This window comes from Tessaracoccus bendigoensis DSM 12906 (assembly GCF_900141915.1).
GTDB classification, from domain to species: Bacteria; Actinomycetota; Actinomycetes; order Propionibacteriales; family Propionibacteriaceae; genus Arachnia; species Arachnia bendigoensis.
In genome coordinates this window covers 11,325-34,952 of sequence record NZ_FQZG01000030.1, presented here as the reverse complement: position 1 = coordinate 34,952, position 23,628 = coordinate 11,325, and the positions used below count along the sequence as shown (strand labels likewise).

Sequence of the window (23,628 nt, the reverse complement as noted above, 5' to 3'; positions counted from 1 at the left end):
GTTCCGTAGGATTGACCCGTGCCTGAAGATCCCGACGTGCCCCGCAGCTCAGGTCCTTCCCCGGTGACGGACGCCCCACGCCTGCGCGCCGACCTGTTGCGTGCCAACTACACCGTCGACGCCGTGCTCGACCGGATCGGCGACCTTGGCCAGGCCGGGCTCGGCCGGAACATGACGGTGCCCGCCGACGTCGCACTGGGCGAAGCCGCCGATCCGCTGGCCGCCCTCATCAGGGTCTTCCTCCTCCAGCAGTGCGTGCCGGTGGACCAACTTGCCGAAGCCGTCGACGTCGCGGCCCTGACGTCCGCCGGGTTCCTGAGCCACGTCGACGGGGGGCTCCGTGCCGCCGTCGACATCCGGCCCTACGGTTCGCCCGATGACGATGCCTCCGGTTGGGTTGTCAGCGACCTGACCCCCGGGCTCGACCTCAACATGACACCGACCCGCCCCGACTACGTGCTGGGCGTCTCGCCGGCATCGACGACGCTGGCGCAGATCACGATGCGCACGACGGTCGGCAGCGCGCTCGACCTCGGCACCGGTTGTGGCGTGCAATCACTGCACCTGAGGCGCCACGCCGACCGGGTCGTCGCCACCGACGTCAACGCCCGCGCCCTCGACCTCGCCCGGTTCACCGCCGAACTGAACCGGGTCGACATCGAACTCAGGGCGGGCTCCCTCTACGAGCCGGTGGCCGGTGAACGGTTCGACCTGATCGTCTCCAACCCTCCGTTCGTGATGAGCCCACCCACTGCGGACGCCGAAACCCTCACCTACCGCGAGGCGAACTTCGAGGGCGACCGGCTCGTCGAGACCCTCGTCCGCGGCTGTGGCGACCACCTGACGCCGGGCGGCAGCCTCCAACTGCTCACCAACTGGGCCATCCTCGACGACGCATGGGAGGAGCGGCTGCGGGGCTGGGTGCCCCAAGGCTGCGACGCCTGGTTCATCGAGCGTGAGCGGCTCGACGTCTTCGCCTACATCGAGATGTGGCTGACCGATGCCGGGCTCGCAGGCACCAGGCGGTGGCGGCCCGCCTACGACGAGTGGCTCGCCTACTTCGACCGGTTGGGGATCCGTGCGATCGGGATGGGCTGGGTGCTGATCACCCGCACCGATCGCCCTGAGCCGGTACTGCGGTTTGAGAGTTGGCCGCACCAGGTCGCCCAACCGGTGGGGGAGGTCTTCGCCCGAAACCGGGCCGCGGTCGACGCGTCGCTGCTGCCCATCGGGCAACTGCTCGCCTCGCGCCCGGCCCTCGTGGCCGTCGAACAGGAAACCATCGGGCAGCCGGGGGCTGAGGACCCCGAACACGTCGTGTTCCGGCAGCGCGTCGGACTGCTGCGGGCCGTGAAGGCCGACACCGCGCTGGCCGCCGTCCTCGGAGCGCTCGACGGCGACCTCACGGTCGGCCAGGTGATCGGCGCCGTCGCGCAGGTGCTCGAATTGGATGCCTCGGATCTTGCGGCAAGCGTCCTGCCCGCTCTCAGAGATGCGCTGGCAGACCAGCTGCTGCGTATCTGATCGGAAACCGTCGCAAATGAACGGCCGGTCTGCCCCTTCTGGGTGGTGCCCGGGTGGGAGTCATTGACTCCGCAGGCTATTGTTCGGGAGTGTTTCCAATCGTGGAAGGGCTGAACTGATGGCATCCAAGCGTCTCGTGATCGTCGAGTCGCCGACCAAGGCGACCAAGATCGCGGGCTACCTCGGGCGTGACTACGTCGTCGAGTCGAGCCGCGGTCACGTGCGCGATCTGCCGACCTCCGCCTCGGAGGTGCCCGCGAAATACAAGGGTGAGAAGTGGGCGCGCACCGGTGTCAACGTCGACGACGATTTCCAACCCATCTATGTGGTCTCCGCCGAGAAGAAGGCGACCATCAGGGACCTGAAGACCAAACTCGCCGGTGTCGACGAACTGCTGCTGGCCACCGATGGTGACCGCGAAGGTGAGGCCATCGCGTGGCACCTGCTGCAGGAACTGAAGCCGAACGTGCCCGTCAAGCGCATGGTGTTCCACGAGATCACCAAGCCTGCGATCCTCGAGGCCGTCGAGCATCCGCGTGACCTCGACGTCGACCTTGTCGACGCGCAGGAGACCCGCCGCATCCTCGACCGGTTGTACGGCTACGAGGTGTCGCCGGTGCTGTGGAAGAAGGTCATGCCGAGGCTGTCGGCCGGGCGGGTCCAATCCGTGGCGACAAGGCTCGTCGTCGACCGGGAGCGTGAGCGAATCGCGTTCGTGCCCGCCTCCTACTGGGATCTCGACATCGTCCTGGACGCGGGTGCAGACTGCGATCCCCGTAACTTCCCCGCCCGGCTCGTCACGCTCGGTGAAGCGAAGATCGCCCAGGGGCGGGACTTCGATTCCTCCGGCCAGTTGACGGCGGTCGACGCCGTGGTGCTCGACGAGGCCACGGCGGCAGCCCTTGCGGCACAGTTGCCACAGGCCGCGGTTTCGGTGGCCTCGGTCGAGTCGAAGCCTTACACCAGGCGTCCCTACGAGCCCTTCCGTACGACAACGATGCAGCAGGAAGCCGGCCGCAAGCTGGGATTCTCCGCGCAACGCGCGATGTCGGTGGCGCAGGAACTCTACGAAAAGGGCTTCATCACCTATATGCGAACCGATTCGGTCTCGCTGTCGGGGCAGGCGATCACCGCGGCCCGCAACCAGGTCCGCGAGCTGTTCGGGGAGCGCTTCCTGCCCGAGAAGCCGCGCGTCTACACCTCCAAGGTCAAGAGCGCCCAGGAGGCACACGAGGCGATCAGGCCATCGGGTGACCAGTTCCAGCACCCAGACGAGACGGGCCTCGTCGGCGACGCCTTCCGGCTGTATCAGCTGATCTGGCGACGGACCCTCGCGTCGCAGATGGCCGACGCCCGCGGCGAGTCCGTCACCATCAGGATCAATGCCGCGCTGCCCGCGGAGGCGTTGGGGGATGTCGAGTCGGCGGGGCTCGTCGCCTCGGGCCGCACCATCACCTTCCCCGGGTTCCTGAAGGCTTATGTTCAGGGCAACGACGACGACTCCGCCACCGACGACGCCCAGTCGCGCCTGCCCATCCTGGCCGAGGGCCAGGAGTTGGACGTCGCCAAGGCGGCTGCCGCCGGTCACGAGACCCGGCCTCCTGCCCGTTACACCGAGCCGTCCCTGGTCGCGAAGTTGGAGGAGTTGGAGATCGGCCGCCCGTCGACCTACGCCTCGATCATCCGGACCATCACCGCCCGCGACTACGTCTTCAAGAAGGGCTCGGCGCTCGTGCCGACGTGGTTGGCGTTCGCCGTCACACGCCTGCTCGAGGAGCACTTCAGCGAACTCGTCGACTACGACTTCACCGCGCAACTCGAGGATCAGCTCGACGAGATCGCGGCCGGTCGCGCCCAACGGCTCAAGGTGCTGACGGACTTCTACCGCGGCCCAGAGGGCGAGGCCCATCAGGGGCTGGAGGCGCTGGTGACGGAACTTGGCGACATCGACGCCAAGGCCCTCTCGACGTTCCCGCTCGGTGACACCGGAGTCGACGTCCGGGTCGGTCGCTACGGCACCTATCTTGAGGCCGCTGACGGTCGCCGTGCGAATGTGCCGGAAGACACCGCGCCAGATGAGTTGACTCCCGAACTGGTGGCCGACCTGCTGAGCAGGCCGCTGGACGAGGAGCGTGAGTTGGGTGTCGACGAGGCGTCCGGAAACATGATCGTCGCCAAGAACGGCCGCTTCGGGCCGTATGTGACGGAGGTGCTGCCCGAGGATGCGCCGAAGTCGGCCAAGGCCCGCACGGGATCGTTGTTCAAGTCGATGTCGGTCGACAGCGTCGACCTGCCGACTGCGCTCAAGCTGATGGGCCTGCCCCGCATCGTCGGCAAGGACCCCGAGGGCAACGAGATCACGGCGCAGAACGGCCGCTACGGGCCTTACCTGAAGCGCGGTACCGACTCCCGGTCGCTGACGAGCGAGGACCAGATCTTCGACATCAGCCTCGATGAGGCGCTGGCCATCTACGCGCAACCGAAGACCCGTGGGAGGGCCGCGGCGGCGGCTCCTTTGAAGGAGTTCGGCAACGATCCGGTCTCGGAGAAGCCGGTCGTCCTAAAGTCCGGACGCTTCGGCCCCTACGTCACCGACGGCGAGACCAACGCGACGCTTCGCCGGGACGATTCACCAGAGGACATCACCGCGGAGCGGGCCTTTGAGCTGATCGCGGAGAAGCGCGCGAAGGGCCCGGCTCCCAAACGGAAGACCACGCGCAAGCCGGCTGCGAAGAAGGCGACCGGCACCAGAACGACGGCGGCGAAGAAGAGCAGCTGAGCTGATGGGGAAGAAGAAGCGGAAGCGGTCCGGGGTTCTCAGGCTTGAGATGCCATACAGTTGCGAACCCCCGCAGCTGACGTCGGACGCGGTGGGCCTGCCGCGGGTGATGCGTAGGCCTGCGGTGAGCCTGACGGTGGAGGCGACGATCCTCGACGTGGCAGACGGCAGGCTGCTGCGCGACGGGGTGATCCTGGCCCATCGGATCACCGGTGGGGTGGGCGAGTGGTTCCTTTCGGCTCCCCGCTGGTCGCCCGCGCTGCCAGAGGAGCGTACCGAGCCGCTGGGCGCCAAAGCAGACTTCCCGGACGCGTTCGCGCAACTGCTGCGTCCACTCATTCGTCGCGGGGTGCTCGGCCCGATCGCCGGCCTGCACGTAGAGAGAGACGGATGGGCCCTCCGTGACGCTGCGGGTGAGGTCGCCGCAGACGTCAAGGACGAGAAGGTCACCATCCGGCGCAGCGGCATCATCACCGCGCGCTACCGCGAGATCACCATCACACCGACCGGGACGCTCACCGGCCAGCAACGAGAGTTCCTGCTGAGCTCGGCGCTCGCCGTCAACGCCACCGTTGTCGACCGCTTCCCGACCCTGCAACAGCGCCTCGGGGCACCGGCGACCGGCCTGACCAACTTCCCGCTGCCCGAACCGCTCAGGATGGACTTCACACTTGAGGAGTTCGCAACCGAGGTCTTCGCGCACCACCTTCAGCGCATCGTCCTGGCCGACCTGCGGCGCAGGGGCGGCGATCCGGAGGAACTGAGGGAACTGAACGAGTCGCTCTGGAGCTTCGCGAGGGACCTGCGCGGTCTCGCCCCCGTGCTTGAACCCCGCTGGCGGACTTCCCTTGAACAACGCCTCGCTGAACTGCCCTTTGCCACGTCCTCAGATGTCGAGGCCCCCGTCCTCGACGTCCTCGACGCCCTTGTCGGCACCGTACGGGCGCCCCAGCTGGGGGACCTGTCCCGGCGCCCGGCGGTCCAGGTGTTGTTCGAGCGGGCGGAGCAGGCGACCCTGATCCTCGCCGACCGGTGCCGGGCCCTTGAGGTCACCTCGCCGGATGACAGGTGGTTCGCGGCGCTTCGCGCCGCCGAACAGCTCGATGTGGCGGCCGGAGTCGCATCACCGCTGTTTCCAGGCGTGATGAGCAAACTGACCGACCAACTCGGGGATCTGCTGGTCGATCTCCGAGCCACGACCGAAGGTGCCCTCGATGCCGATCCGGACCTCGACGGGCTGTCCAGCGCCCAGGCTTACCAGTTGGGCGTCGATATCGAGCGGCGCCGCTTCGGGGTGCGGGAGAATCGCGTGGCCTTCATCGAGCGATGGCCAGACAGGGTCCGGGCCGCAAGGAAGGGGCTGGCCAAAGCCGAGAAGAAGCGGGAGCGCGGCTGATGCCTGGCCTGTTCGTGGTGTTCGAAGGCGGTGACTCCGTCGGCAAGAGCACGCAGGTCGCGCTGCTTTCGGACTGGCTCGACGGACGAGGCGTACGGCATCTCAGCACCAGGCAACCTGGGGGCACCCCGATCGGGGCGGAACTGCGGCGGCTGGTGCTCGACCCCTCCTACGGGGACGTGTCACCTCGTGCCGAGGCCATGATGTACGCCGCTGACAAGGCGCAACACGTCCACGAGTTGATCGCCCCGGCGCTGGCCCGCGGCGAGGTGGTCGTCTCTGACCGGTATGTCTTGTCCATGATCGCCTACCAGGGAGCTGGGAGGGAGCTCGCGATGAACGACATCGCGTTCCTCGGGTGGTGGGCCGTCGGTGGGCTGAGGCCCGACCTCACGGTCCTGCTGGACGCGGACCCTGACGCGGCCGTGGCGGCCATCGAGGATAAGGACCGGCTTGAGCAGGCCGGGTTGGACCTCCACCACCGTGCGCGGAGTTTCTTCCTTGAGCAGGCGCAGTCCGACCCAGCCCACTTTCTCGTACTGAATGCGCGCGGCAGCCGTGAGTCGATCGCTGCAGCCATCCGTGACCGGGTCGAACCGCTGCTCCCGTAACGGTCGCCGTCACCAGCGTTGTTCGGCGGATACCAGCGATTCTGCCCAGTTACCAGCGTTATCCCCCGACACCTGCCGTATATCGCTGGTGACGGGTGATTTCGCTGGTAACGCGTCTTTTTGCTGGTAACGCGGAGGTTGCGTGGGGGCCCGCGCGCGGCGTCGATGTTCTGCGGACGGCGAAATCCAGCCGCCAGTTTGGTGCGATGGGTGGTTGCACACCGCCACGGCTGGTTGACTTGCGTCCCATGAGTGAACGACACCGGTTCCAGTTGACGGCGCGCCGCGCGGTCGACTTTCAGCGTGTCGCGAGTGCCTTGTGTCAGGGGTTGACCGATTCAGTCAACCAATCCAGACAGAAGGACAACTCATGCGCAACTTTGTACTGCTGGCCCTCGTAGGCCTTGCCGCCCAACTCGTCGACGGCTCACTCGGAATGGCCTACGGGGTCACCTCCACCACCTTGCTTCTGATGATCGGTTCGAACCCGGCGATGGCGTCGGCAACGGTCCATCTCGCCGAGATCGGCACCACCCTCGCCTCAGGCGTCTCACACCACCGCTTCGGAAATGTCGACTGGAAAGTGGTCTCCCGGATCGGAATCCCGGGTGCGATCGGCGCGTTCCTCGGCGCGACGCTTCTCTCCAACCTCAGCACCGAGACGGCGGCCCCGGTGATGGCCGTGCTGCTGCTGATCCTGGGCGCCTACGTCCTGATCCGGTTCACCTTCTTCGGGATCTCCACCCGCAGCCTCGGCCGTCACCTGCCGACCAGGTTCCTGGCGCCTCTTGGGCTGTTCGCAGGTTTCGTCGATGCGACGGGCGGAGGAGGTTGGGGGCCGGTCGGCACGCCCGCGCTCCTGGCGAGCGGCCGGATGGAGCCGCGTAAGGTGATCGGCACCATCGACGCCAGCGAGTTCCTCGTCGCCATCGCAGCCAGCATCGGGTTCTTCATCGGGCTCGGCGGCCAGGGCGTGGTGTGGTGGATGGCGGCCGCGATCGCGTGGTCGGTGCGGAGCCACCTGGCGGCACGGACGCAGGCGGTCGTCGCGGTCCAGGAGGATGAGCCTGTCGCATCGTGATGGCAGGATGTCCCCATGGGTGACGTCTTCTCCGAACTGATCGGCCAGGAACGCGCCGTCGCGGTCCTTCGCAGGGCTCTCGAGGGAAAGCGTCACGCCATGACCCATGCCTGGCTCTTCGTTGGGCCGCCCGGTTCCGGGCGGTCCAACGCCGCCAAGGCCTTCGCGGCCGCGTTGCAGTGCAAGCGAGGCGGCTGTGGCGACTGTGAGGACTGCCGCACCACCGCGTCGGGCGCGCACCCCGATGTCACCCTGCTGCGTACCGAGCAACTCTCCATCGGCGTCGACGAGGTCCGGGAACTGGTCGGGAGGGCCAACGTCTCACCCGTGAAGGGCCGCTACCAGATCGTCGTCATCGAGGACGCGGACAGGATCACGGAACGAGGGGCCGACGCGCTCCTCAAGGGGCTCGAAGAACCCGCCCCCCGCACGGTCTGGCTCCTGTGCGCCCCGAGCCCTGACGACGTCATCATCACAATCCGCTCGCGCAGCCGTGTGATCAGCCTGGTGACGCCCGGTAACGAGGCCGTGGCGGCTCTGCTGGAAAGACGTGACGGCATTCAACCCGCTCTTGCGGCGCACGCCGCGCGCGTGGCACAGGGGCACGTCGGTCGGGCCCGGATGCTCGCCAGGAACGAAGATGCGAGGATCCGCCGCCGCGAGATCCTTGCGCTGCCCGGCAGGCTGACCTCGGTGACCGCCTGTCTCAATGCCGCGCAGAATCTGGTTGAATCGTCGGCCTTGGAAGCTACGCAGAGCACCGCGGAGGCCGACGCCAGAGAGTTGGCCGCACTGCAGGCCGCGTTGGGGGTCGGGGTGCGGGGAGCCAAGCCACGCAATGCCCAGGCCGCGATCCGGGAGCTTGAGGAACAGCAGAAGGCTCGCACGAAGAGGCTCCAACGCGATGCTCTCGATCGCGTCCTGACGGAACTGACCGGATACTACCGCGACGTGTTGGCAACCCAGACGGCGCCTGGGATCGAACTCGTCAACGCCGACTTGGCAGACGAGATCGGCCCCCTCGCGGGCAAGACCAGCCCCGAGCAGACGGTTCACGCGCTTGACGCGATCCTGAAGGCGCGCACCGCCCTGGAGGGCAACGTCGCGCCGTTGCTAGCGCTGGAGGCTCTACTCATTTCGCTCTCGCTCGCAGGCCGCCCCTGACGGCGTGTCCCATCCGGAACCGACCGGTGGCGGTGCCAGAATTGGGCGCAGGTCTGCCCAGCGATAGGGGATTTTCAAAAATGTCCAACAACGAGTGGGTCCAAGAAGGCACACCCCGTGAAGCCGATGAATGGGCCATGGTTCAGGACGACTACGGTGTCCCCGTCCCGCCGGCCGAGTGGGATGACAACTCGGCAGAGCAGCGTAAACCTGTTCCGGCGACTCCGGACCACGATGACGTTGCAGAAGCCGACGCACCTGATGGCCTGGCAGAGGGGGGTTCGGCGGGTGCCGCAGGGTATGATCCCGTCGCCTCCGAGGACGTCGAGGTTGTGTCAGATCCAGGTGAGGAGCAGCCGGTCGAGGCCGCTGTGCCTGAGCCCGGGGAGGGGCAATTGGTCGAGGGTGTCGAGGCAGCACTCCCCGAAGCAGCGGAAGCCGAGGACGAGGCCACCGAATCGTTCCTTGACGCCGTCGAGCCCGCCTCGGATGAGGTCGCGTCGTCCGAGCTGACCGCCACCCGCCCGCGACCTCGCGAGGTCGAGACCTTCGGGCGCCCAGCGGAAGACGGCGATGGAGGGGAAGCGGTCGCTTCAACCTCGAGTCCGGCTGACGACATGGCCGCGACGACTGCGATGGCCGACCTCTACCGTGAGGACGCCGACCAGACCCAGGTGATCGACACCGAAGGTGCCCTGGCCGCCGAGGTGGCCGAGGAGGCGCGGCTGGCTGAGCAACTCCGATTGGAGAAGGAGGCCCGCGACCAGCGGTTGGGCATGGTAGCCACGTCGGACGCCAATGCTTGGCGCGAGCCGCCTCGGCCGAGGCCGGGGGTCGGCGGGTTCGGCAGCTTCGGGCTCCTGATCCTGCGCCTCGTGACAGCCGGGATCCTCGTCGTTGCCGCCGTGCAGGTGCTCTCGGCGATCGATGGAACCGCCGACTATCTCAGCGCCACGGTGCTCCCGGATCCACGTGAGATCGCCTGGGGGCTGGGGATCACGCTTGCCGTGCTGGCTGCCATGCTCATCCTCGGGCTCGGGGTCAGGGCGGCCGGTTTCCTGCTAGCAGCGCTAGGCGTCTGCGCGTTGGTGTTCCTGCGGTGGGGACCGTTCCCCATCTTTGTGGAGGGTACGGAGGGCTTCATCGGCGACAAGGACCTGATCCTGACTGCGATCGGCATCCTGTTCCTCTCCATCGGTGGAGGCAAGGCGGGGATCGACGCCTCCATCTCCAAGGCGCGTTGGGAAGCCAATCTGGCCAAGCAGTCCTGACGACTGCGTCGTCAGCGGCCCGTTCGGGACACAAGTGGCCCGTCGCACCTTCAGGTGCGACAGACCACTAGGCTTTGCGGCATGGCACGGGTGATGGCAGTCACTTTCGAGCGGTACGGCCAACTGCACTATCTAGACCCAGGGGAGCGCGAGTACCACGTGGGCGACTGGGTCCTCTATCCGACCGCCGACGGCGACGAGGTCGCGCAGTGTGTGTGGGCGCCCGAGGAGTCCACCGACGGGTTCGATGGCTTGCCGCTGTGCGCGGGGCCCGCGACGCCGGCGGACCTGGAGCGCGACGCCCAGAACAGGGAACTTCGATTCCGGGCCGGGCAGGTGGCGCGCGACCTCGTCCGCCAGCATGAGCTCCCGATGAAGATCGTGGGAGTCGATTCCCTTGACCGGTCCGCGGAGTTCGGTCATGTGGTTGCCATCTACTTCACGGCGCCCCACCGCGTCGACTTCAGGGCCCTCCTCAGCGATCTCGCGCGGGCCCTCAACTCGCGGATCGACCTGCGCCAGGTCGGCGCAAGGGACGCGGCCCGGCTGCTCGGCGGCATCGGGTCGTGCGGAAGAGAGCTGTGCTGTGCGACCTTCCTGACCAACTTCGAGCCCGTCTCCATGCGCCTGGCGAAGCTGCAGTCGATGCCGTCGAACCCCCTGCAGATCGCCGGGGCCTGCGGCAAGCTGATGTGCTGCCTCCGATACGAGCACCCGCTATATGAGGACTTCCTCAAACGGGCTCCCGCGGTGGGCGAGTATGCCGTCGTGGATGGTGAGGACTGCCGAGTGATCGGCCATCGCGTGCCAGCGGAGGAGGTGCAGGTGAGGACGACCTCCGGGCAGGTCTTGAGTTGTCCGCTGGAGTCGGTATGTTCGAGGCGCAGGGCACGAGAAGCCAAGGAGACGCATGAGTAGGTCGGTTCGGGTCACCCAGGCCATCCTCGCGACGGTCGCACTAGCCTTGGTGCTGGTCCTTTTCATGGGTAACTTGTTCCAGGGGCAGAGTCGTGACGTGGCGGCCTCGCCGACCACCGTCGGCCCCCAGACCCCCGAGCCGCTCGCGGACGGCGAGCGCATCCCAGGCATTCCCGAGAAGCCGATCGCCCAGTACGAGACGTTTCCCCTAGTGAGCGGTCGCAATGCCGACCGACAGCTGGACTACCAGGCAGCCGGCACAATTCGGGTGGAGTTCCTGGAATCGCTCGGCGACCATCAGGCATACGCCAACCAGGTGGTCGACTGGAAACTGTGCGACGACTCCGAGGTCTCGCAGTGCGCCATGGTCACCGTGCCCCTCGATTGGGAAGAACCTTCAGGCGAGGCCATCGAGATCGCCGTGCGTCGCATCCCCAGCGGCGATTCCTCCAACGGCCCGCTGTTCGTCAACCCGGGTGGCCCCGGTTTCGGAGGTCAGGATTTCGCCGAGGCGATGGCCGGCCGATGGGCAAACTACGACGTGGTCGGGTGGGATCCACGCGGTACCGGCCAGTCCACCCATGTGGTGTGCGGGAGCATGCAGCAGACCGACGCGCTGATGGAGCTGGACGGCAGCCCCGACGACGAGGCCGAGGACGAAGCCCTTCAACAGGGGGCGCGGGAGTTCGCGCAGCAGTGCCGGGACGGCTCCGGGCAACTCCTTGATCACATCACCACGATCGACGTCGTGCGCGACCTCGACCTGATCCGTCACCTGCTCGGCGCCGACAAGCTCAACTACGTCGGCGTCTCCTACGGCACCTATGTCGGTGCCACCTATGCGCAACTGTTCCCGAACTCGGTGGGGCGGCTGGTGCTCGACGCCGCCGTCGATATCACCGGTGAGGACGAGATCCCGCAGGTCAAGGGCTTCGAACTCGCGTGGAACAACTTCGTCGGGTGGTGCGAAGGGTCCGACCTATGTGAACTCGGCGACTCCCGCGCCCAGATCGACGACGACGTCACAACCTTCCTCGACGGCCTGGACGAGAGCCCCATCGAGCTGGGGGACCGCACGCTAACCCAGACCCTCGCGGCGACCGGCCTGGCGCTGTTCCTCTACTCAGATGAACAGGCCTACAGAACCCTCTCCTACGTTCTCGATGAGGCCATGCAGGGGCGGGGGTCGGGCCTCCTGGCAGCCGCCGACTCCATGAACGGCCGCTACGAGAACGGCTACGAGACCATCGCCTTCGCGTTCCCCGCGATGGCATGCTCCGACGCGGTCGACGACGGGGTGGCCCCGGTCCTTCAGGACTGGAGAGACACCTTTGAGCTGGCCCCGGTGCTGGCCCCGCAGATGGGCACCAGCTACAACTGCCAGCTTTGGACCAGCGGCTCCGCCCCGCAACTCAAGCTCACCGCTGAAGGGGCGCCGCCGATTCTCGTGGTCGGCACCACAGGCGATTCGGCCACCCCTTACGAGCAGGCCGTTTCAATGGCGGCACAACTCGAGTCGGGGACTCTCCTGACCCTGGAAGGGGCCGGGCACGGCGCCGTCTCAGGCGACAACGAGTGCATCGCCGACGCCGTCGACGGGTTCCTGCTGCAGGGCGAGGTGCCGGAGGACGGAAAAACCTGTAGCTGATGCGGTGGGGTGCGGATCGGACGGTGCGGAGTTGCCGTGAGGCCTCGCGATGTTGCCGGGTTCCCCGGCCGGTTCGTCAAAGTGCCGATGTGTTCGGTATAGTTCCGTCCTGCTGCCGCCCTAGCTCAGTCGGTAGAGCGACGCTCTCGTAAAGCGTAGGTCACGGGTTCGATTCCCGTGGGCGGCTCGGCCAGCGGGGCGGATCCTGATACCTGGGATCCGCCCCGCTTTCTACTTGTCTGGGGGCCGGCGTTAAGCCAGGCCGTCGGAGGCCGGAGGGGGCACCCCTTGTAGTGTGGGCGTCACATTGCTGGGGAACATGGATTCACTGCTTAAGGAGGAACTCGTGTTGGACTGCGCCATCATCGGGGCCGGGTTGGCTGGGCTCGTTGCCGCTCAGTACCTCGTCGACCGGGGGCTGAAGGTCACCGTGCTCGAAGGTCGCGACCGGGTCGGGGGGCGCATCGAGAACCGGGTTCTGAGCGACGGCGGTTACGTTGAGCTGGGAGGCCAGTGGATCGGGCCGGGGTATGACTCCCTGACTGAAATCGTCGACTCCCTGGGTCTTGAGATGATCGGGCTGCCGACCAAGGGGAACCTGGTCGTCCGGCTCCGTGGGGAGGCCCTGGAGGTCCCCACCACCGACGAGGGCCCCGCCCTCACCCCCTTCGAGGTCTCTGATCTCGGGCAGGGGCTGCTCAGGTTGAGGCGATTGGCCGAACGGCTCCGTGACGACCCCGCCTGGCGCAAGTCGAACGGCGTCTGGCTGGGTCAGGACCTTCGCCGCTGGGTAGCAACGAACCTCCGCACGCACGGTGCGCAACGCAGGTTCGCGGAGGTGTACGCCGCCGCTTTCGGCCCGATGCCGAAGGGCGTCACCCTCTTGGAAGGTCTCCACCAGGTCAACTCTGGGCCGGACCTGGAGTCGATGCTCGCAAGCAACGGGGACCTCCACCAGAAGCGCGTCGCGGGTGGCATGGCCACCGTCACGGATGCACTGGCAGCCCGACTTGGCGACGCCGTGCGCCTCGGCGCGGAGGTCGTCAAGGTCGGCTACGACGAGAAGTCGGCCACGGTCACACTCGCAGACGGCGAGACGATCCGGGCCCGCCAGTTGATCTCGACCCTGCCGCCAAGGCTGGCCATGAGACTCGAACACGAGCCGCCGTTGCCGCTGTGGCGCAAGGAGGCCGCAGAGAAGGTAGCGCCGGGCAACGTGATTAAGGCCTTCCTCATCTACGACCGGCCGTTCTGGCGTGACAAGGGCTTCTCCGGCCAGTCGAGCGCGGACGAGGGGGCCGTTCGCGTCACCTTCGACACCACCGCAGACAACTCGAACCGGGGCCACCTCATGGGATTCTTCGAGGGCGCCGACGCCGCATCGCTGTCGCGCCGCTCCGTCACCCTCCGGGAACGCTCATTCATCGATTCGGTCGTGCGGACCTTCGGAGAGACCGCTGCCAAACCGGTCGCCTACATCGAACGTGACTGGTCGAACGAGAAGTTCACCGGGGGGTGCCACGGGGCCCATTTCGCTCCCGGGGTCTGGACCACCAACGGGCCGATCCTCGCAGAGGCTGAGGGAGTCCTTCACTGGGCCGGGGCCGAGTACTCGACCCGCTTCAACGGCTACCTGGAGGGGGCGGTGCGCTCCGGCCGCGAGGTCGCAGCGGCCGTGGCGCGCGCACTGGCCTGAATCTCGTCGAACCCGGGGTAGGGTGCCGGGATGGTAGCCCTCACGCGTGCACGCCTGGTTGCGCAGGCATTGGTAGGCGCAGGTTTCCCCACGCCTACCGATGCCGTCGGGGCTGCGGGCGCCATGCAGGGCCAGGATCTGCCGGGCGTGTTGGCCTCCGCGGCGCTGCGCTCGTCTGGCAGGGTCGCCGACGTGCTCGAGGAGTTGGACTGCGGGCGGTTGGTGCGTGGCTACCCGATGCGCGGCACCGTGTTCCTGATGACCGCGGCGGATGTGACCTGGATCACACAGCTCTGCGTCGCCCCTGCGATTCGCGCAGCGGCAGCCAGGCGTCACCACCTGGGTCTCGACGCCGCGCAACTCTCTCATGCCGGTGATCTGGCCCAGTCTCTCCTCGAAGAGGGTCCGAAGGCGAAAGCGGAACTGTTCGGGCGCTGGGACGCGCGCGGACTCGCTCCGCAGGGTGGTCGGGGATACCACCTGCTCTTCAGCCTGATCGCCGAGGGGCTGATCGTCTACGGGCCTTGGAACGGCTCTGAGCAGGACGTGGCGCTGCGGGAGCAGTGGCTGCGTTCGAGCCCGACCCTGGAGGATCGGTTCGGAGGCGAACGGATCCCGGCGGTCGCCGAACTGCTGTTGCGCTACCTCACCAGTCACGGTCCGGCCACGCTCAGGGACTTCGCCTGGTGGACCAAATTGACGCTGGGGGAGATCCGCAAGGCCTTGCCGTTGATCGTCGACGGGCTCGAATCAGACGGGGCAGACGACGCCAGTTACTGGCGCCCGGGCCTGCTCGACGAGGTGGCGGCGTTGGGGCGGGCGACGGCTCAGCCGCTGCTGTTGCCCGGATTTGATGAGTACATCCTGGGTTACGCCGACCGGAGTTTCGCGGCCCCGTCCGCGCATCTGGCGAAGCTGGTGCCGGGCAACAACGGTGTGTTCAAGCGATCTGTGGTCATCGGTGGACGGGTATTGGGCACATGGAGCCGGGGCGGCAGGCCGGGTGACCGTAGGCTGGAAGTCGAGCCGTTCGATTCGATCTCGGAGGGTCACCTCCGGCGCCTGGAGCGGCGGTTCGCCACGTTCCCGTTCGTCACCGACTAGTCACTCGAGCCACACGAAGATGTCGGTTCTAATCGTCGCGGGGTCTGCCGTCGGCGTGGGCTCGGTCACGTAGACCTCTCCGTAGTGGCTGCCCGGGCGCAAGCCCCGCTCGTCAAGAAACTGCATCAGCCGGTTCCACGCCGAGGGTAGCGTCTCGTAGGGGCCCAGGTGCGTCAGCACGGCGACGCGGCCACCGGGGAGGGTCGAGCCGACCACTCCCTCGTTGTCCGTGAATGGTGAGGCGACTGGGAAGCCGATCTCGATCGAGAACGTGGCTGCCGGATCCCCCTCGTATAGCGAGACTGCCGGGCCGACAGGTGGGTTGCCGACGGCGGAGGCGGCAGCGGCTACGCGCGGGTAGGCCGTGTCGAACAGGCCACCGAGATCGTTCAGGGTCACCCGCTCGTGACGGACGACAGCCGTACTGGTCGGCGGGACATCGTCCAGGATGGCGGGCTCGGCCCACGAGCCGGTGCCGTTCGTGAGGCTGTTCATGTCGCCATGTTAGCGGCCCGCCGGGCGGCTCAACCGGTGCGCGAGGCGACTGAACCGGTGCCGCGCCGGGCTGGACAGCCGACCGAGGCGTCGAGTGGAGACACCCACCCGACGCCCCGATCGACTGGCTCAGATTGCAGCCGCTCCCTTTTCCCCGGTGCGGATCCTGACGATCTCATCGACCGGCATCGACCAGACCTTGCCGTCTCCCACGGCGCCGGTGCGGGCAGCCTCGGTGATCACCGCGATGACGCCCTCGGCGTCCTCATCTTCGACCAGGACTTCGATCCTCGCCTTCGCGATGAAGTCGATGGTGAACTCGGCGCCCCGATAGACCTCCTTGTGCCCCCTCTGCCTGGCGTAGCCTGAACACTCGGTGACGGTCATGCCCGCGATGCCGTACTGCGCGAGCGCGATCTGGACCTGGGTCATCATCGTGGGTTGAACGATTGCGGTTACGAGCCTCATGCGTCGACATCCTCTCGGGCGGGAACGATCAGCGTCTGGCGGACGCCGTAGGTGGTGTAGCCGACGTGGCTGAGGTCGTAGCCCGTCTCGGCATGCTCGGCGGTGTCGATGCCCTGCGTCTCAGCGGCATCCGCCACGCGCAACCCCATTGTCTTGTCCAGGATCTTCGCGATGATGAAGGTGACGACGAACGAGTACACCATCACGACGACAGCACCGGCTACCTGGCGCCACAGTTGGTCGACGCCGCCGCCGTAGAACAGCCCGGCTATTCCGGCGGGGGAAGACGGGTCGGCGATGAAGCCGATGATCAGGGTGCCGACGAGGCCGCCGACCAAGTGGACGCCGACGACGTCGAGTGAGTCGTCGTAGCCGAGCCGGTTCTTCAGCCCGATCGCGAAGGCGCACAGCACACCGGCCGAGACACCGACGATCAATGCACCGAGGGGGCTGACCGAAGCGGCGGCCGGGGTGATGCCGACCAGGCCCGCGACTATGCCCGATGCCGCACCGAGGCTGGTGGCGTGGCCGTCTCGTAGCAGCTCGACCACGAGCCAGCCGAGCATCGCGGCCGCGGCACCGGCGAGCGTGTTGATCCAGGCGACACCGGCGGTGCCGTTGGCGCCCAGTGCCGAACCGGCGTTGAAGCCGAACCAGCCGAACCACAGCAGGGCGGCGCCGAGCATGACCAGCGTCAGGTTGTGGGGCCGCATCGGAACCTTGCCGAAACCGAGGCGGGGACCGAGCACGATGCAGAGGGCAAGCGCCGCCGCCCCTGCGTTGATGTGGATGGCGGTGCCGCCTGCGAAGTCGATCGCCTGGATGGTGTTGGCGATGAAGCCGCCCTTCTCTGCGGTGCCGCCGTCGAAAGAGAACACCCAGTGGGCCGCCGGGAAGTAGACCAGGAGGGCCCACACCGCCGCGAAGACCGCCCAGGCCGAGAACTTCATCCGGTCGGCCACGGCACCGGAGATCAGCGCAACCGCGATGATCGCGAAGGCGGCCTGGAATCCGGCGAACACCAACGCCGGGACGGTGAACGTCGCCTTTTCGGGATCCATCATTCCGTTCAGGAACGCGAACTCGAGTGGGTTGCCGATTATCCCGCCGATCGAGTTACCGAAGGCCATCGAGTAGCCGACGACGACCCATAGGACACCGATGATGCCCATGGTGGTGACCGACATCATCAGCATGTTCAGGACGCTCTTTGCGCGGACCATGCCGCCGTAGAAGAACGCGAGACCGGGGGTCATCAAAAGGACCAGCGCTGCGCTGACCAGGACCCAAGCGGTGTCGCCCGTGTCAATTTCGAGGATTTCCATGGGTTTGATCCAACAGTCGCCAGATTTCGGCGATCGCCTCGTCCGGTAACGATGGCGTTAGCGAATGAGCGACCCAGGTAACAAACCCGGCCCGTGGTGTTACGGATTTGTTGCCGGACGCATCGTGCCTTCGTATGAGGCACCCCCGGTGCCGAACAACGTTGCCCAGGGGCCGACGATCGTAAACCTCGAGTAGGCCGACGTCGGGAACCATGAGCCGACCCGGTCGGCCTCCCGCGGGTTCCCGGACAGCAACAGCTCTGCGGCGAGGTCGGGGATGGTGGGGGCGTGCCCCACCACCAGGAGCGATGTCACGGCTTCATCCGTGGCGGCGATCAACTTTTCCGCGGTGTCGGTGCCACCGAAATAGAGGTCGTCCAGAATGATCGGCTGCAAGCCGAGCCCGAGCGCCTCAAACGTCTCCCTGGTTCGTGCCGCGCTCGACACCAGGGCAGCGTCGATCCCGAGCCTCCGAAGGGCGATCCCGGCCTCCTGGGCATCCTGGATCCCTCTCGGCGCTAGCCGTCGGTCGTGGTCGCTTCCCGGGCTGCTGTGCTGGGCCTTGGCGTGGCGCATTAGGACTAGTCGTCGCATGGGCTGAGCCTACTTCGAGTCCCCGTCCGGCTGCCAGGTCCCGACGACGGTTGGTCAGGGCCGCACGGCGACCATCAGGTCGCGGTGGATCGACGAGTCGACGCGGTGGGCGAACCGCTCCCAGGGGCCGTCGGTGCACACCGTCAACCCCGAGTCGGTGAGCATCGACGCCAGATTCTCGCGGGCAAGACCGAGGGTGTTCCAGGAGAGGCCGAGCGCACCGCCGTGCATCAACTGGCCCGCCCACACCGGGATCGCCTCACGCAACAGGCCGGCCGGGGAACGGTCACGCCTGCCGGAAGTGCCCCGCACGTCCGTCACGGCGCCGTGGGCCACCCCGTAGGGGGCGTCGGTGACGATCGCATCGAACTTCTTCCTACCGAACAGGTCGGCGGACTGGCGCGTGTCTCCCGTGAAGGCGGTCACGTGGAGCGTGGGGCCGAGGGTGTGGATCTCGGCGTCGAACCGCTTGCCTACCGACCTGCCGTCGCGCCGCACCGGCCGCACGTCGGCTGTGTGCTTGAGGCGTTTGCGCCGGAGGTAAGTCTTGTAGAAGGAAGCGAGCTGCTCGAAGGACTTGTCGTCGCCCTCCACACCGTAGGCGTCGTGGCCCAGCATCAGCGCCGTCGAGAGGGTGGTGCCGCGACCGGCGAGCGGATCGAGCACCTGACGGGGGCCCGTCGGCTCGCGGGTGACCGCTGCGAGAGTCACACCGAGCAGTAGCTGTGTGAACTGCTCGTTGGTCTTTCCCTGGTACTTCGGGATGGTGACCAGATCATCGTCCAGCACATAGGCCTGCGGCAACCGGACGGGACGCAGCAGTTCCCCTTCTTCCTCGAACAGTGCGAAGCAGGCCGATTGACGGGCGACGAACTCAAGCAGGGTACCGCCGCTGTCCGCCGATTCGAAGGCGAGATATCCGACGCCGCCGATCTCGACATCCTCGACGCCCTGTGCCATCGGAACTGTGATCTGCAGTTCGGCTGCCGACAGCGGCCCGGCCTCGCCCGCATAGACGCGGTTGGCGGACGGCGTGCGCAACATGAGGTAGCGGGGCATCTGGCAAGTTTCCCACATCGTGACGGCGTCGGCTGCCCCACTCTGAGCGGAACTTGGGGTTCCCGGCGCCGAGTGGTTTCCTAGGGGCGATGAAATTCTGGATGAGGCTGTCTGCGGTTGTGGTTGGCGGGGTGCTGGGTGCCGCGTTGAGGTTCGGCCTGCTCCACCGGATCGGGGACGAGGTCGTCGCGCTGGGCGCGGTCAACGCCATCGGCTGTTTCCTGATCGGGGTCGCCTCTGGGCTGATGGGGCCGTACGCCTCCACAGCGAGGCTGTTCCTCTTCTTCGGTGCGCTCGGCGCCTTCACCTCCTGGGTGTCCCTTTGGCAGGGCGTCGTACCAGCCGACATCCTGATCGCGTTCATCGAGACCTTCGTCGGCGCCATCTTCGTGGGCCTTGGGCACCTGGGAGGGATGAAGCTGCGCCGCGTCGAGGACTGACAAGAGCGGCGCCCCACCGGGGAGATCGGTGGGGCGCCGCTTGTCGTGCTTCGGAAGGGTCAGGCCAGATTCACGTGGTGGTGCTCGTAGGGGGTGCCCTTGGCCCGCTCGAACGAGTCCGCAACCTCATCCTCGGCGTCTGCGCGTCCGGTCCAAGTGGCGCCTTCCACAGATTTGCCCGGCTCGAGGTCCTTGTAGACGGAGAAGAAGTGCTCGATCTCGAGCAGCATGTACTCGGGGACGCTCGCAAGGTCCGTGATGTGGTGTCGGCGGGTGTCGGCCGTCGCGACACACAGCACCTTGTCGTCGCCGCCCATCTCGTCCGTCATGCGGAACATGGCCACGGCGTAGCACTCGATCAGGCAGCCCGGGAAGGTCGGATCGTTGCCGATCACCATCGCGTCGAGCGGGTCGCCGTCCTGGCCGAGGGTGCCTTCGACGAACCCGTAGTCGTAGGGGTACTGCGTCGAGGTGAACAGGGTGCGGTCAAGGCGGATCCGCCCCGTGTTGTGGTCCATCTCGTACTTGTTCTTGGTGCCCTTGGGGATCTCGACCGTCACGTCGAACAGGATGCGGCGGCCTGGGTCGATCGGGGTCAGGCCAACTGGCGCCTCTTCGCTCACTGCGGCACTCCTATGATTGTGGTGGTCGCCCACCGGTCGCTGGCGGGGAATGACGATTGCAGGATACCGCGTTGGAGGGACTTGTGAAGACTCGCAGAACCGTTGAGTGGATTGTCGCCGGTGTGCTGGCCGCTGTCCTCCTGAGCGGTGGGTCTCTGCTTGCCATCGCCCATCGCGACGTCGCGGAGGCGCTCGGCCTGACTCGGGAAGGGGCGCCGACGACCGCGCCGTCGACCCTGTTCGACCTGCCCGACCCCACCCCAACCGGCGTAGAGGCAGCAGGCACGGGCCTGATCTCGGAGGTGGAACTGCCCGCGCAGGGCGCATTGCCCAGCAGGGACGTGCTCGAAGCGAAGTTGAAGTCGCTCGATACCTCCAAGCTCACCGGCCTCGGCGCCATCTCGTACGAGGTCATCGACGCGAGCACCGGTGAGGTCGTCGCCTCGCAGTCGCCGAACACCCCCTTGATCCCCGCGTCCAACACCAAGACACTGACGGCGGTGGCCGTGCTGAACGCCTTCTCCGGGTCGGAGACGTTCGCGACCCGCGTCGTCCAACCTACGGCTGGGCAGGTGGTCCTTGTCGGTGGCGGGGACCCGTTGCTGCTGTCCGTCCCGGCGGCAGAGGGCGCCTACCCGCAGCCACCGACGACCCGGCAACTGGCGACGGCGACCGCCGAGGCGTTGAAAGCGGAGGGGCAGAGCAGCGTCACCCTTGGCTTCGACTCCAGCTACTTCGCGGAACCGGGCTGGAACGAGACCTGGCCCTCCAACTACCGCGACCAGGTGACGCAGCTCTCGGCGTTGTGGGTTGACGAAGGCAAACTGGCTGCCGGCGGCCGCAGCCGGACGCCCGCGTTGGACGCTGCCAAGATCTTTGCGGCTCAGCTCGCCGAGCAGGGGATAACGGTCGTGGGTGAACCGGTCGCCGCAACCGGTGACGGACCCGAGGTCGCCAGGGTCGAATCGCTTCCCCTGCACGTGCTGGTGGAGACGGCCATGAACCGGTCCAACAACTCGTTCACCGAGATCCTCGGGCTCCAACTCGCAAAGCATCTAGGGGAGCCGACCACCTTCGCAGGGAGCGTGACGGCCATCGAGCAGCAACTCCGGGCGCTTGATCTGTGGGACGAAGGAACCGTCCTCCACGACGCCTCTGGATTGTCGCGGAGCAACCGGATCACCGCGAACATGCTCGCCGAGGCGATGCGGCTGCTGGACACCGAGCCGCAGCTCTCGGTCCTCCTCGACGGGCTACCGACCGCCGGAGTCACCGGCACCCTGGCCGACCGGTTCACCGACGACCTGTCCCGCCCGGCGCGCGGGGTCGCCCGCGCGAAGACCGGCACCTTGTCCATGGTCTCCACGCTGGCCGGAACGACCCTCACCTCTGACGGGCGACTCGTGACGTTCGCCTTCATCATCAACGGCCCCCCGGACGGCTGGGCCGCGAAGGTCTGGACCGACCAGGCCACCGGTGTCGTCACCGCATGCGGATGCTGATGGAGGCCCCTGACATCGACTGGCCGTTGGCGCTGCGCGTCTCAACGGTCGGAACGTCGGATCTGCCGCAGATCGGGCAGCCCGAGCTGCGGCGGCTGGTCGCGGACCTGCGCGGCACTGCCCGGCGCGCGGGCCGACTCGTGGCCGCTCACCTCGGAATCGACTCGGTAGGCGCCGCCGACGTCAGGGTCGTCGACTGGGCCGGGTGGGGGCGAGCAGTCAGCACCATGGTCGGCGCCGTCACCAGCCGCCTCAATCTCGAACCGGCGCCGGATGGGCCGATCAGGCGCATCCGGGCCACGGGGAACGGGCTCCTGGTCGGCGTCGGCCTCCGCGTGGCGGCCAGGCGACTCCTCGGCCAGTACGACGCCTACACCGGCTCCGACACCCTCTATCTGGTCGCGCCCAGCATCCTCGCACAGGAACGCCATCACGGCTTCGTGGCAGATGACTTCCGGCTCTGGGTCGCTCTTCACGAGCAGACCCATGCGTTGCAGTTCCGGGCGGCGCCCTGGCTAGACGGATGGCTGAGCCGTCGCGTGGAACTCATCCTCAACGACGAAGGCTCGAGCGTCCAGGGTTTCGCCGGATGGGCTCGTACCGGTGACATCTCCTCACTGTTCGCGTCTGGACAGGCCGGCGACGCGCTGGCCGAGCTCACCGCCGCCATGACCTTCCTCGAAGGCCACGCAGACCACACCGCCGACACCGTGGGGCGGCCACACATCCCTTCGGTCGACCTGCTGCGCCGGGCGTTCACCCGGGCCCCCGGTCCCTCCGGGCTCGGGAGGCTCTCGCGGGCCTTCGACAAGGACGCTCAATACCGCGACGGGTTGACGTTCTGTCGGAAGGTGTCGTCCTACCGGGGCCGAAGGGCGCTGTCGGCCGCCTTTGCTGAGCCGACGAACCTGCCAACCCCCACTGAGATCGCCGACCCCCGCGCATGGGTCGAACGGGTCCATGGCTAAGCGGGCGCTGGCCGCGGACTCACTGCTTGTGGCGCAGGCGGTCGCCTCGGCGCTTCCGTCGGGCGATCTCGTGATCGGCTGTTCCGGGGGAGCCGACTCGACGGCGCTTGCGCTCGGGGCCCAGTGGGCGACCGGGCGCACCGGTGCACACGCCAGGGTGGTCATCGTCGACCACGGGCTCCAGCCGGGGTCGGCCGTCGTGGCCGGAGAGGCCGCGGGCCGTCTGGCGGGGCATGGGATCGATGCAGAGATCGTGCGGGTGGAGGTCCGACCCTCTGGCGAGGGCGTCGAGGCCGCGGCCCGGACGGCGCGGCTCGAAGCATTGTCGGCGCCCGGGCTCCCCGTGCTGCTAGGCCACACCTTGGACGACCAGGCGGAGACGGTGTTACTCGGACTGCTGCGGGGCTCTGGCACAAGGTCCTTGGCGGGGATGGCGAGTGTTCGTGGTCAGTTCATCCGGCCGCTACTGGGGCTCCGACGCGCGCACACCGAGGCCGCCTGTCGCGCCTGGGGGATCACCTGGTGGCAGGACCCGATGAACGACCAGAGTGCCTTCGCGCGGGTCAGGGCCAGACAACTCTTGGATGAGCTGAAACGATCCCTCGGACGCGACGTCGCCCCCGCCTTGGCGCGCAGCGCGATCCTGGCGCGGGCCGACGCTGACGCATTGGATGCGTTGGCCGAGACACATCTGGCGGGGGAGGAGCCGAGTTGCGCCGAACTGGGCGCTTTGCCCAACGCGATCCGGTGGCGGGTGCTGCATCGCTGGCTCGTCGACCATGGCACCTCACCCGGGCAGGGCCACGTGTTCGCCGTCGACCGGCTCGTCTGCGCCTGGCACGGGCAGGGCCACGTCTCTGTGCCGGGGGGTGCGGTGGCCCGGGTCGACGGGCGCCTCGTCTTCGGTCCGGTCGTCGGGCCAGACACCTCGGCGTCCGGCGTCGGTACAGGCTAAGCTCAAT

Annotated in this window: 22 protein-coding genes and 1 tRNA gene; 17 read left to right on the top strand and 6 right to left on the bottom strand. The window is 67.4% G+C overall.

The window, feature by feature from the left end:
• Positions 1 to 18: 18 nt before the first annotated feature.
• The 13 genes from BUC15_RS09490 (at position 19) to BUC15_RS09435 (ending at position 15,192) form a co-directional block, all read left to right on the top strand.
• On the top strand, positions 19 to 1,524 hold the full coding sequence (locus BUC15_RS09490; RefSeq protein WP_245787937.1) for a DUF7059 domain-containing protein: 1,506 nt from the start codon (positions 19 to 21) through the stop codon (positions 1,522 to 1,524).
• A 115-nt stretch (positions 1,525 to 1,639) separates the two neighbouring features.
• Positions 1,640 to 4,303: a type I DNA topoisomerase gene (gene topA, locus BUC15_RS09485; RefSeq protein ID WP_139280188.1), complete on the top strand. Its 2,664-nt coding sequence runs from the start codon at positions 1,640 to 1,642 to the stop codon at positions 4,301 to 4,303.
• A 4-nt stretch (positions 4,304 to 4,307) separates the two neighbouring features.
• The gene (locus BUC15_RS09480) at positions 4,308 to 5,699 is read left to right on the top strand and encodes a hypothetical protein (RefSeq protein WP_073187500.1); all 1,392 of its coding nucleotides are present in this window, start codon (positions 4,308 to 4,310) and stop codon (positions 5,697 to 5,699) included.
• The gene (tmk, locus tag BUC15_RS09475; protein ID WP_073187498.1) at positions 5,699 to 6,310 is read left to right on the top strand and encodes a dTMP kinase; all 612 of its coding nucleotides are present in this window, start codon (positions 5,699 to 5,701) and stop codon (positions 6,308 to 6,310) included. The genes BUC15_RS09480 and tmk overlap by 1 nt, the downstream gene beginning before the upstream one ends.
• 206 nt (positions 6,311 to 6,516) lie before the next feature.
• Positions 6,517 to 6,711, top strand: coding sequence for a putative leader peptide (locus BUC15_RS21230; RefSeq protein ID WP_425443348.1), 195 nt, complete (start codon positions 6,517 to 6,519; stop codon positions 6,709 to 6,711).
• Positions 6,681 to 7,391, top strand: a complete 711-nt coding sequence (locus tag BUC15_RS09470; RefSeq protein WP_073187496.1) for a sulfite exporter TauE/SafE family protein — start codon at positions 6,681 to 6,683, stop codon at positions 7,389 to 7,391. Before BUC15_RS21230 ends, BUC15_RS09470 begins: the two co-directional genes overlap by 31 nt.
• A 15-nt stretch (positions 7,392 to 7,406) precedes the next feature.
• On the top strand, positions 7,407 to 8,555 hold the full coding sequence (locus BUC15_RS09465) for a DNA polymerase III subunit delta' (protein ID WP_073187494.1): 1,149 nt from the start codon (positions 7,407 to 7,409) through the stop codon (positions 8,553 to 8,555).
• A gap of 80 nt (positions 8,556 to 8,635) precedes the next feature.
• Positions 8,636 to 9,826 (top strand): DoxX family protein, encoded by a 1,191-nt coding sequence (locus BUC15_RS09460; RefSeq protein WP_073187492.1) that lies wholly within the window; start codon positions 8,636 to 8,638, stop codon positions 9,824 to 9,826.
• Positions 9,827 to 9,907: 81 nt separating this feature from the next.
• Complete coding sequence (locus BUC15_RS09455) at positions 9,908 to 10,744, top strand: PSP1 domain-containing protein (RefSeq protein ID WP_073187489.1); 837 nt, start codon at positions 9,908 to 9,910, stop codon at positions 10,742 to 10,744.
• Complete coding sequence (locus BUC15_RS09450) at positions 10,737 to 12,392, top strand: alpha/beta fold hydrolase (RefSeq protein ID WP_073187487.1); 1,656 nt, start codon at positions 10,737 to 10,739, stop codon at positions 12,390 to 12,392. The genes BUC15_RS09455 and BUC15_RS09450 overlap by 8 nt, the downstream gene beginning before the upstream one ends.
• A 114-nt stretch (positions 12,393 to 12,506) precedes the next feature.
• Positions 12,507 to 12,579: transfer RNA gene (locus BUC15_RS09445), tRNA-Thr, on the top strand.
• A 132-nt stretch (positions 12,580 to 12,711) separates the two neighbouring features.
• Positions 12,712 to 14,088 carry a flavin monoamine oxidase family protein gene (locus BUC15_RS09440; protein ID WP_245787936.1) on the top strand — a complete coding sequence of 459 codons (1,377 nt, stop codon included), beginning with the start codon at positions 12,712 to 12,714 and terminating at the stop codon, positions 14,086 to 14,088.
• A 30-nt stretch (positions 14,089 to 14,118) separates the two neighbouring features.
• Positions 14,119 to 15,192 carry a winged helix DNA-binding domain-containing protein gene (locus BUC15_RS09435; protein ID WP_073187484.1) on the top strand — a complete coding sequence of 358 codons (1,074 nt, stop codon included), beginning with the start codon at positions 14,119 to 14,121 and terminating at the stop codon, positions 15,190 to 15,192.
• Here BUC15_RS09435 and BUC15_RS09430 read toward each other — a convergent pair whose 3' ends face one another.
• From BUC15_RS09430 to BUC15_RS09410, 5 genes are all read right to left on the bottom strand, one after another.
• Entirely contained in the window at positions 15,193 to 15,687 is a 495-nt protein-coding gene (locus BUC15_RS09430; protein WP_084189481.1) for a GyrI-like domain-containing protein, read from the bottom strand. It lies immediately after the preceding gene.
• A 129-nt stretch (positions 15,688 to 15,816) separates the two neighbouring features.
• Entirely contained in the window at positions 15,817 to 16,155 is a 339-nt protein-coding gene (locus tag BUC15_RS09425) for a P-II family nitrogen regulator (RefSeq protein WP_073187482.1), read from the bottom strand.
• The gene (locus BUC15_RS09420) at positions 16,152 to 17,480 is read right to left on the bottom strand and encodes an ammonium transporter (protein WP_073187479.1); all 1,329 of its coding nucleotides are present in this window, start codon (positions 17,478 to 17,480) and stop codon (positions 16,152 to 16,154) included. Before BUC15_RS09420 ends, BUC15_RS09425 begins: the two co-directional genes overlap by 4 nt.
• Positions 17,481 to 17,579: 99 nt before the next feature.
• Positions 17,580 to 18,074 carry a SixA phosphatase family protein gene (locus BUC15_RS09415; protein WP_073187477.1) on the bottom strand — a complete coding sequence of 165 codons (495 nt, stop codon included), beginning with the start codon at positions 18,072 to 18,074 and terminating at the stop codon, positions 17,580 to 17,582.
• Positions 18,075 to 18,128: 54 nt separating this feature from the next.
• On the bottom strand, positions 18,129 to 19,133 hold the full coding sequence (locus BUC15_RS09410; RefSeq protein ID WP_073187473.1) for a TRM11 family SAM-dependent methyltransferase: 1,005 nt from the start codon (positions 19,131 to 19,133) through the stop codon (positions 18,129 to 18,131).
• A gap of 89 nt (positions 19,134 to 19,222) precedes the next feature.
• Between BUC15_RS09410 and BUC15_RS09405 the strand changes: the two genes are divergently transcribed.
• Positions 19,223 to 19,573 (top strand): FluC/FEX family fluoride channel, encoded by a 351-nt coding sequence (locus BUC15_RS09405; protein WP_139280185.1) that lies wholly within the window; start codon positions 19,223 to 19,225, stop codon positions 19,571 to 19,573.
• Between the two features lie 59 nt (positions 19,574 to 19,632).
• Here the strand turns inward: BUC15_RS09405 and BUC15_RS19465 are convergent, their stop codons facing one another.
• Positions 19,633 to 20,172, bottom strand: a complete 540-nt coding sequence (locus tag BUC15_RS19465) for an inorganic diphosphatase (RefSeq protein WP_073187523.1) — start codon at positions 20,170 to 20,172, stop codon at positions 19,633 to 19,635.
• A 107-nt stretch (positions 20,173 to 20,279) separates the two neighbouring features.
• Here BUC15_RS19465 and dacB point away from each other — a divergent pair, with 107 nt between their 5' ends.
• The 3 genes from dacB to tilS are packed head-to-tail and all read left to right on the top strand — an operon-like array spanning position 20,280 to position 23,621.
• Positions 20,280 to 21,698 (top strand): D-alanyl-D-alanine carboxypeptidase/D-alanyl-D-alanine endopeptidase, encoded by a 1,419-nt coding sequence (gene dacB, locus BUC15_RS09395; RefSeq protein ID WP_175558287.1) that lies wholly within the window; start codon positions 20,280 to 20,282, stop codon positions 21,696 to 21,698.
• A complete protein-coding gene (locus BUC15_RS09390; RefSeq protein WP_073187469.1) occupies positions 21,686 to 22,666 on the top strand; it encodes a zinc-dependent metalloprotease in 981 nt (326 codons plus the stop codon). The genes dacB and BUC15_RS09390 overlap by 13 nt, the downstream gene beginning before the upstream one ends.
• Positions 22,659 to 23,621 (top strand): tRNA lysidine(34) synthetase TilS, encoded by a 963-nt coding sequence (gene tilS, locus BUC15_RS09385; protein ID WP_073187467.1) that lies wholly within the window; start codon positions 22,659 to 22,661, stop codon positions 23,619 to 23,621. The genes BUC15_RS09390 and tilS overlap by 8 nt, the downstream gene beginning before the upstream one ends.
• Positions 23,622 to 23,628 lie beyond the last annotated feature (7 nt).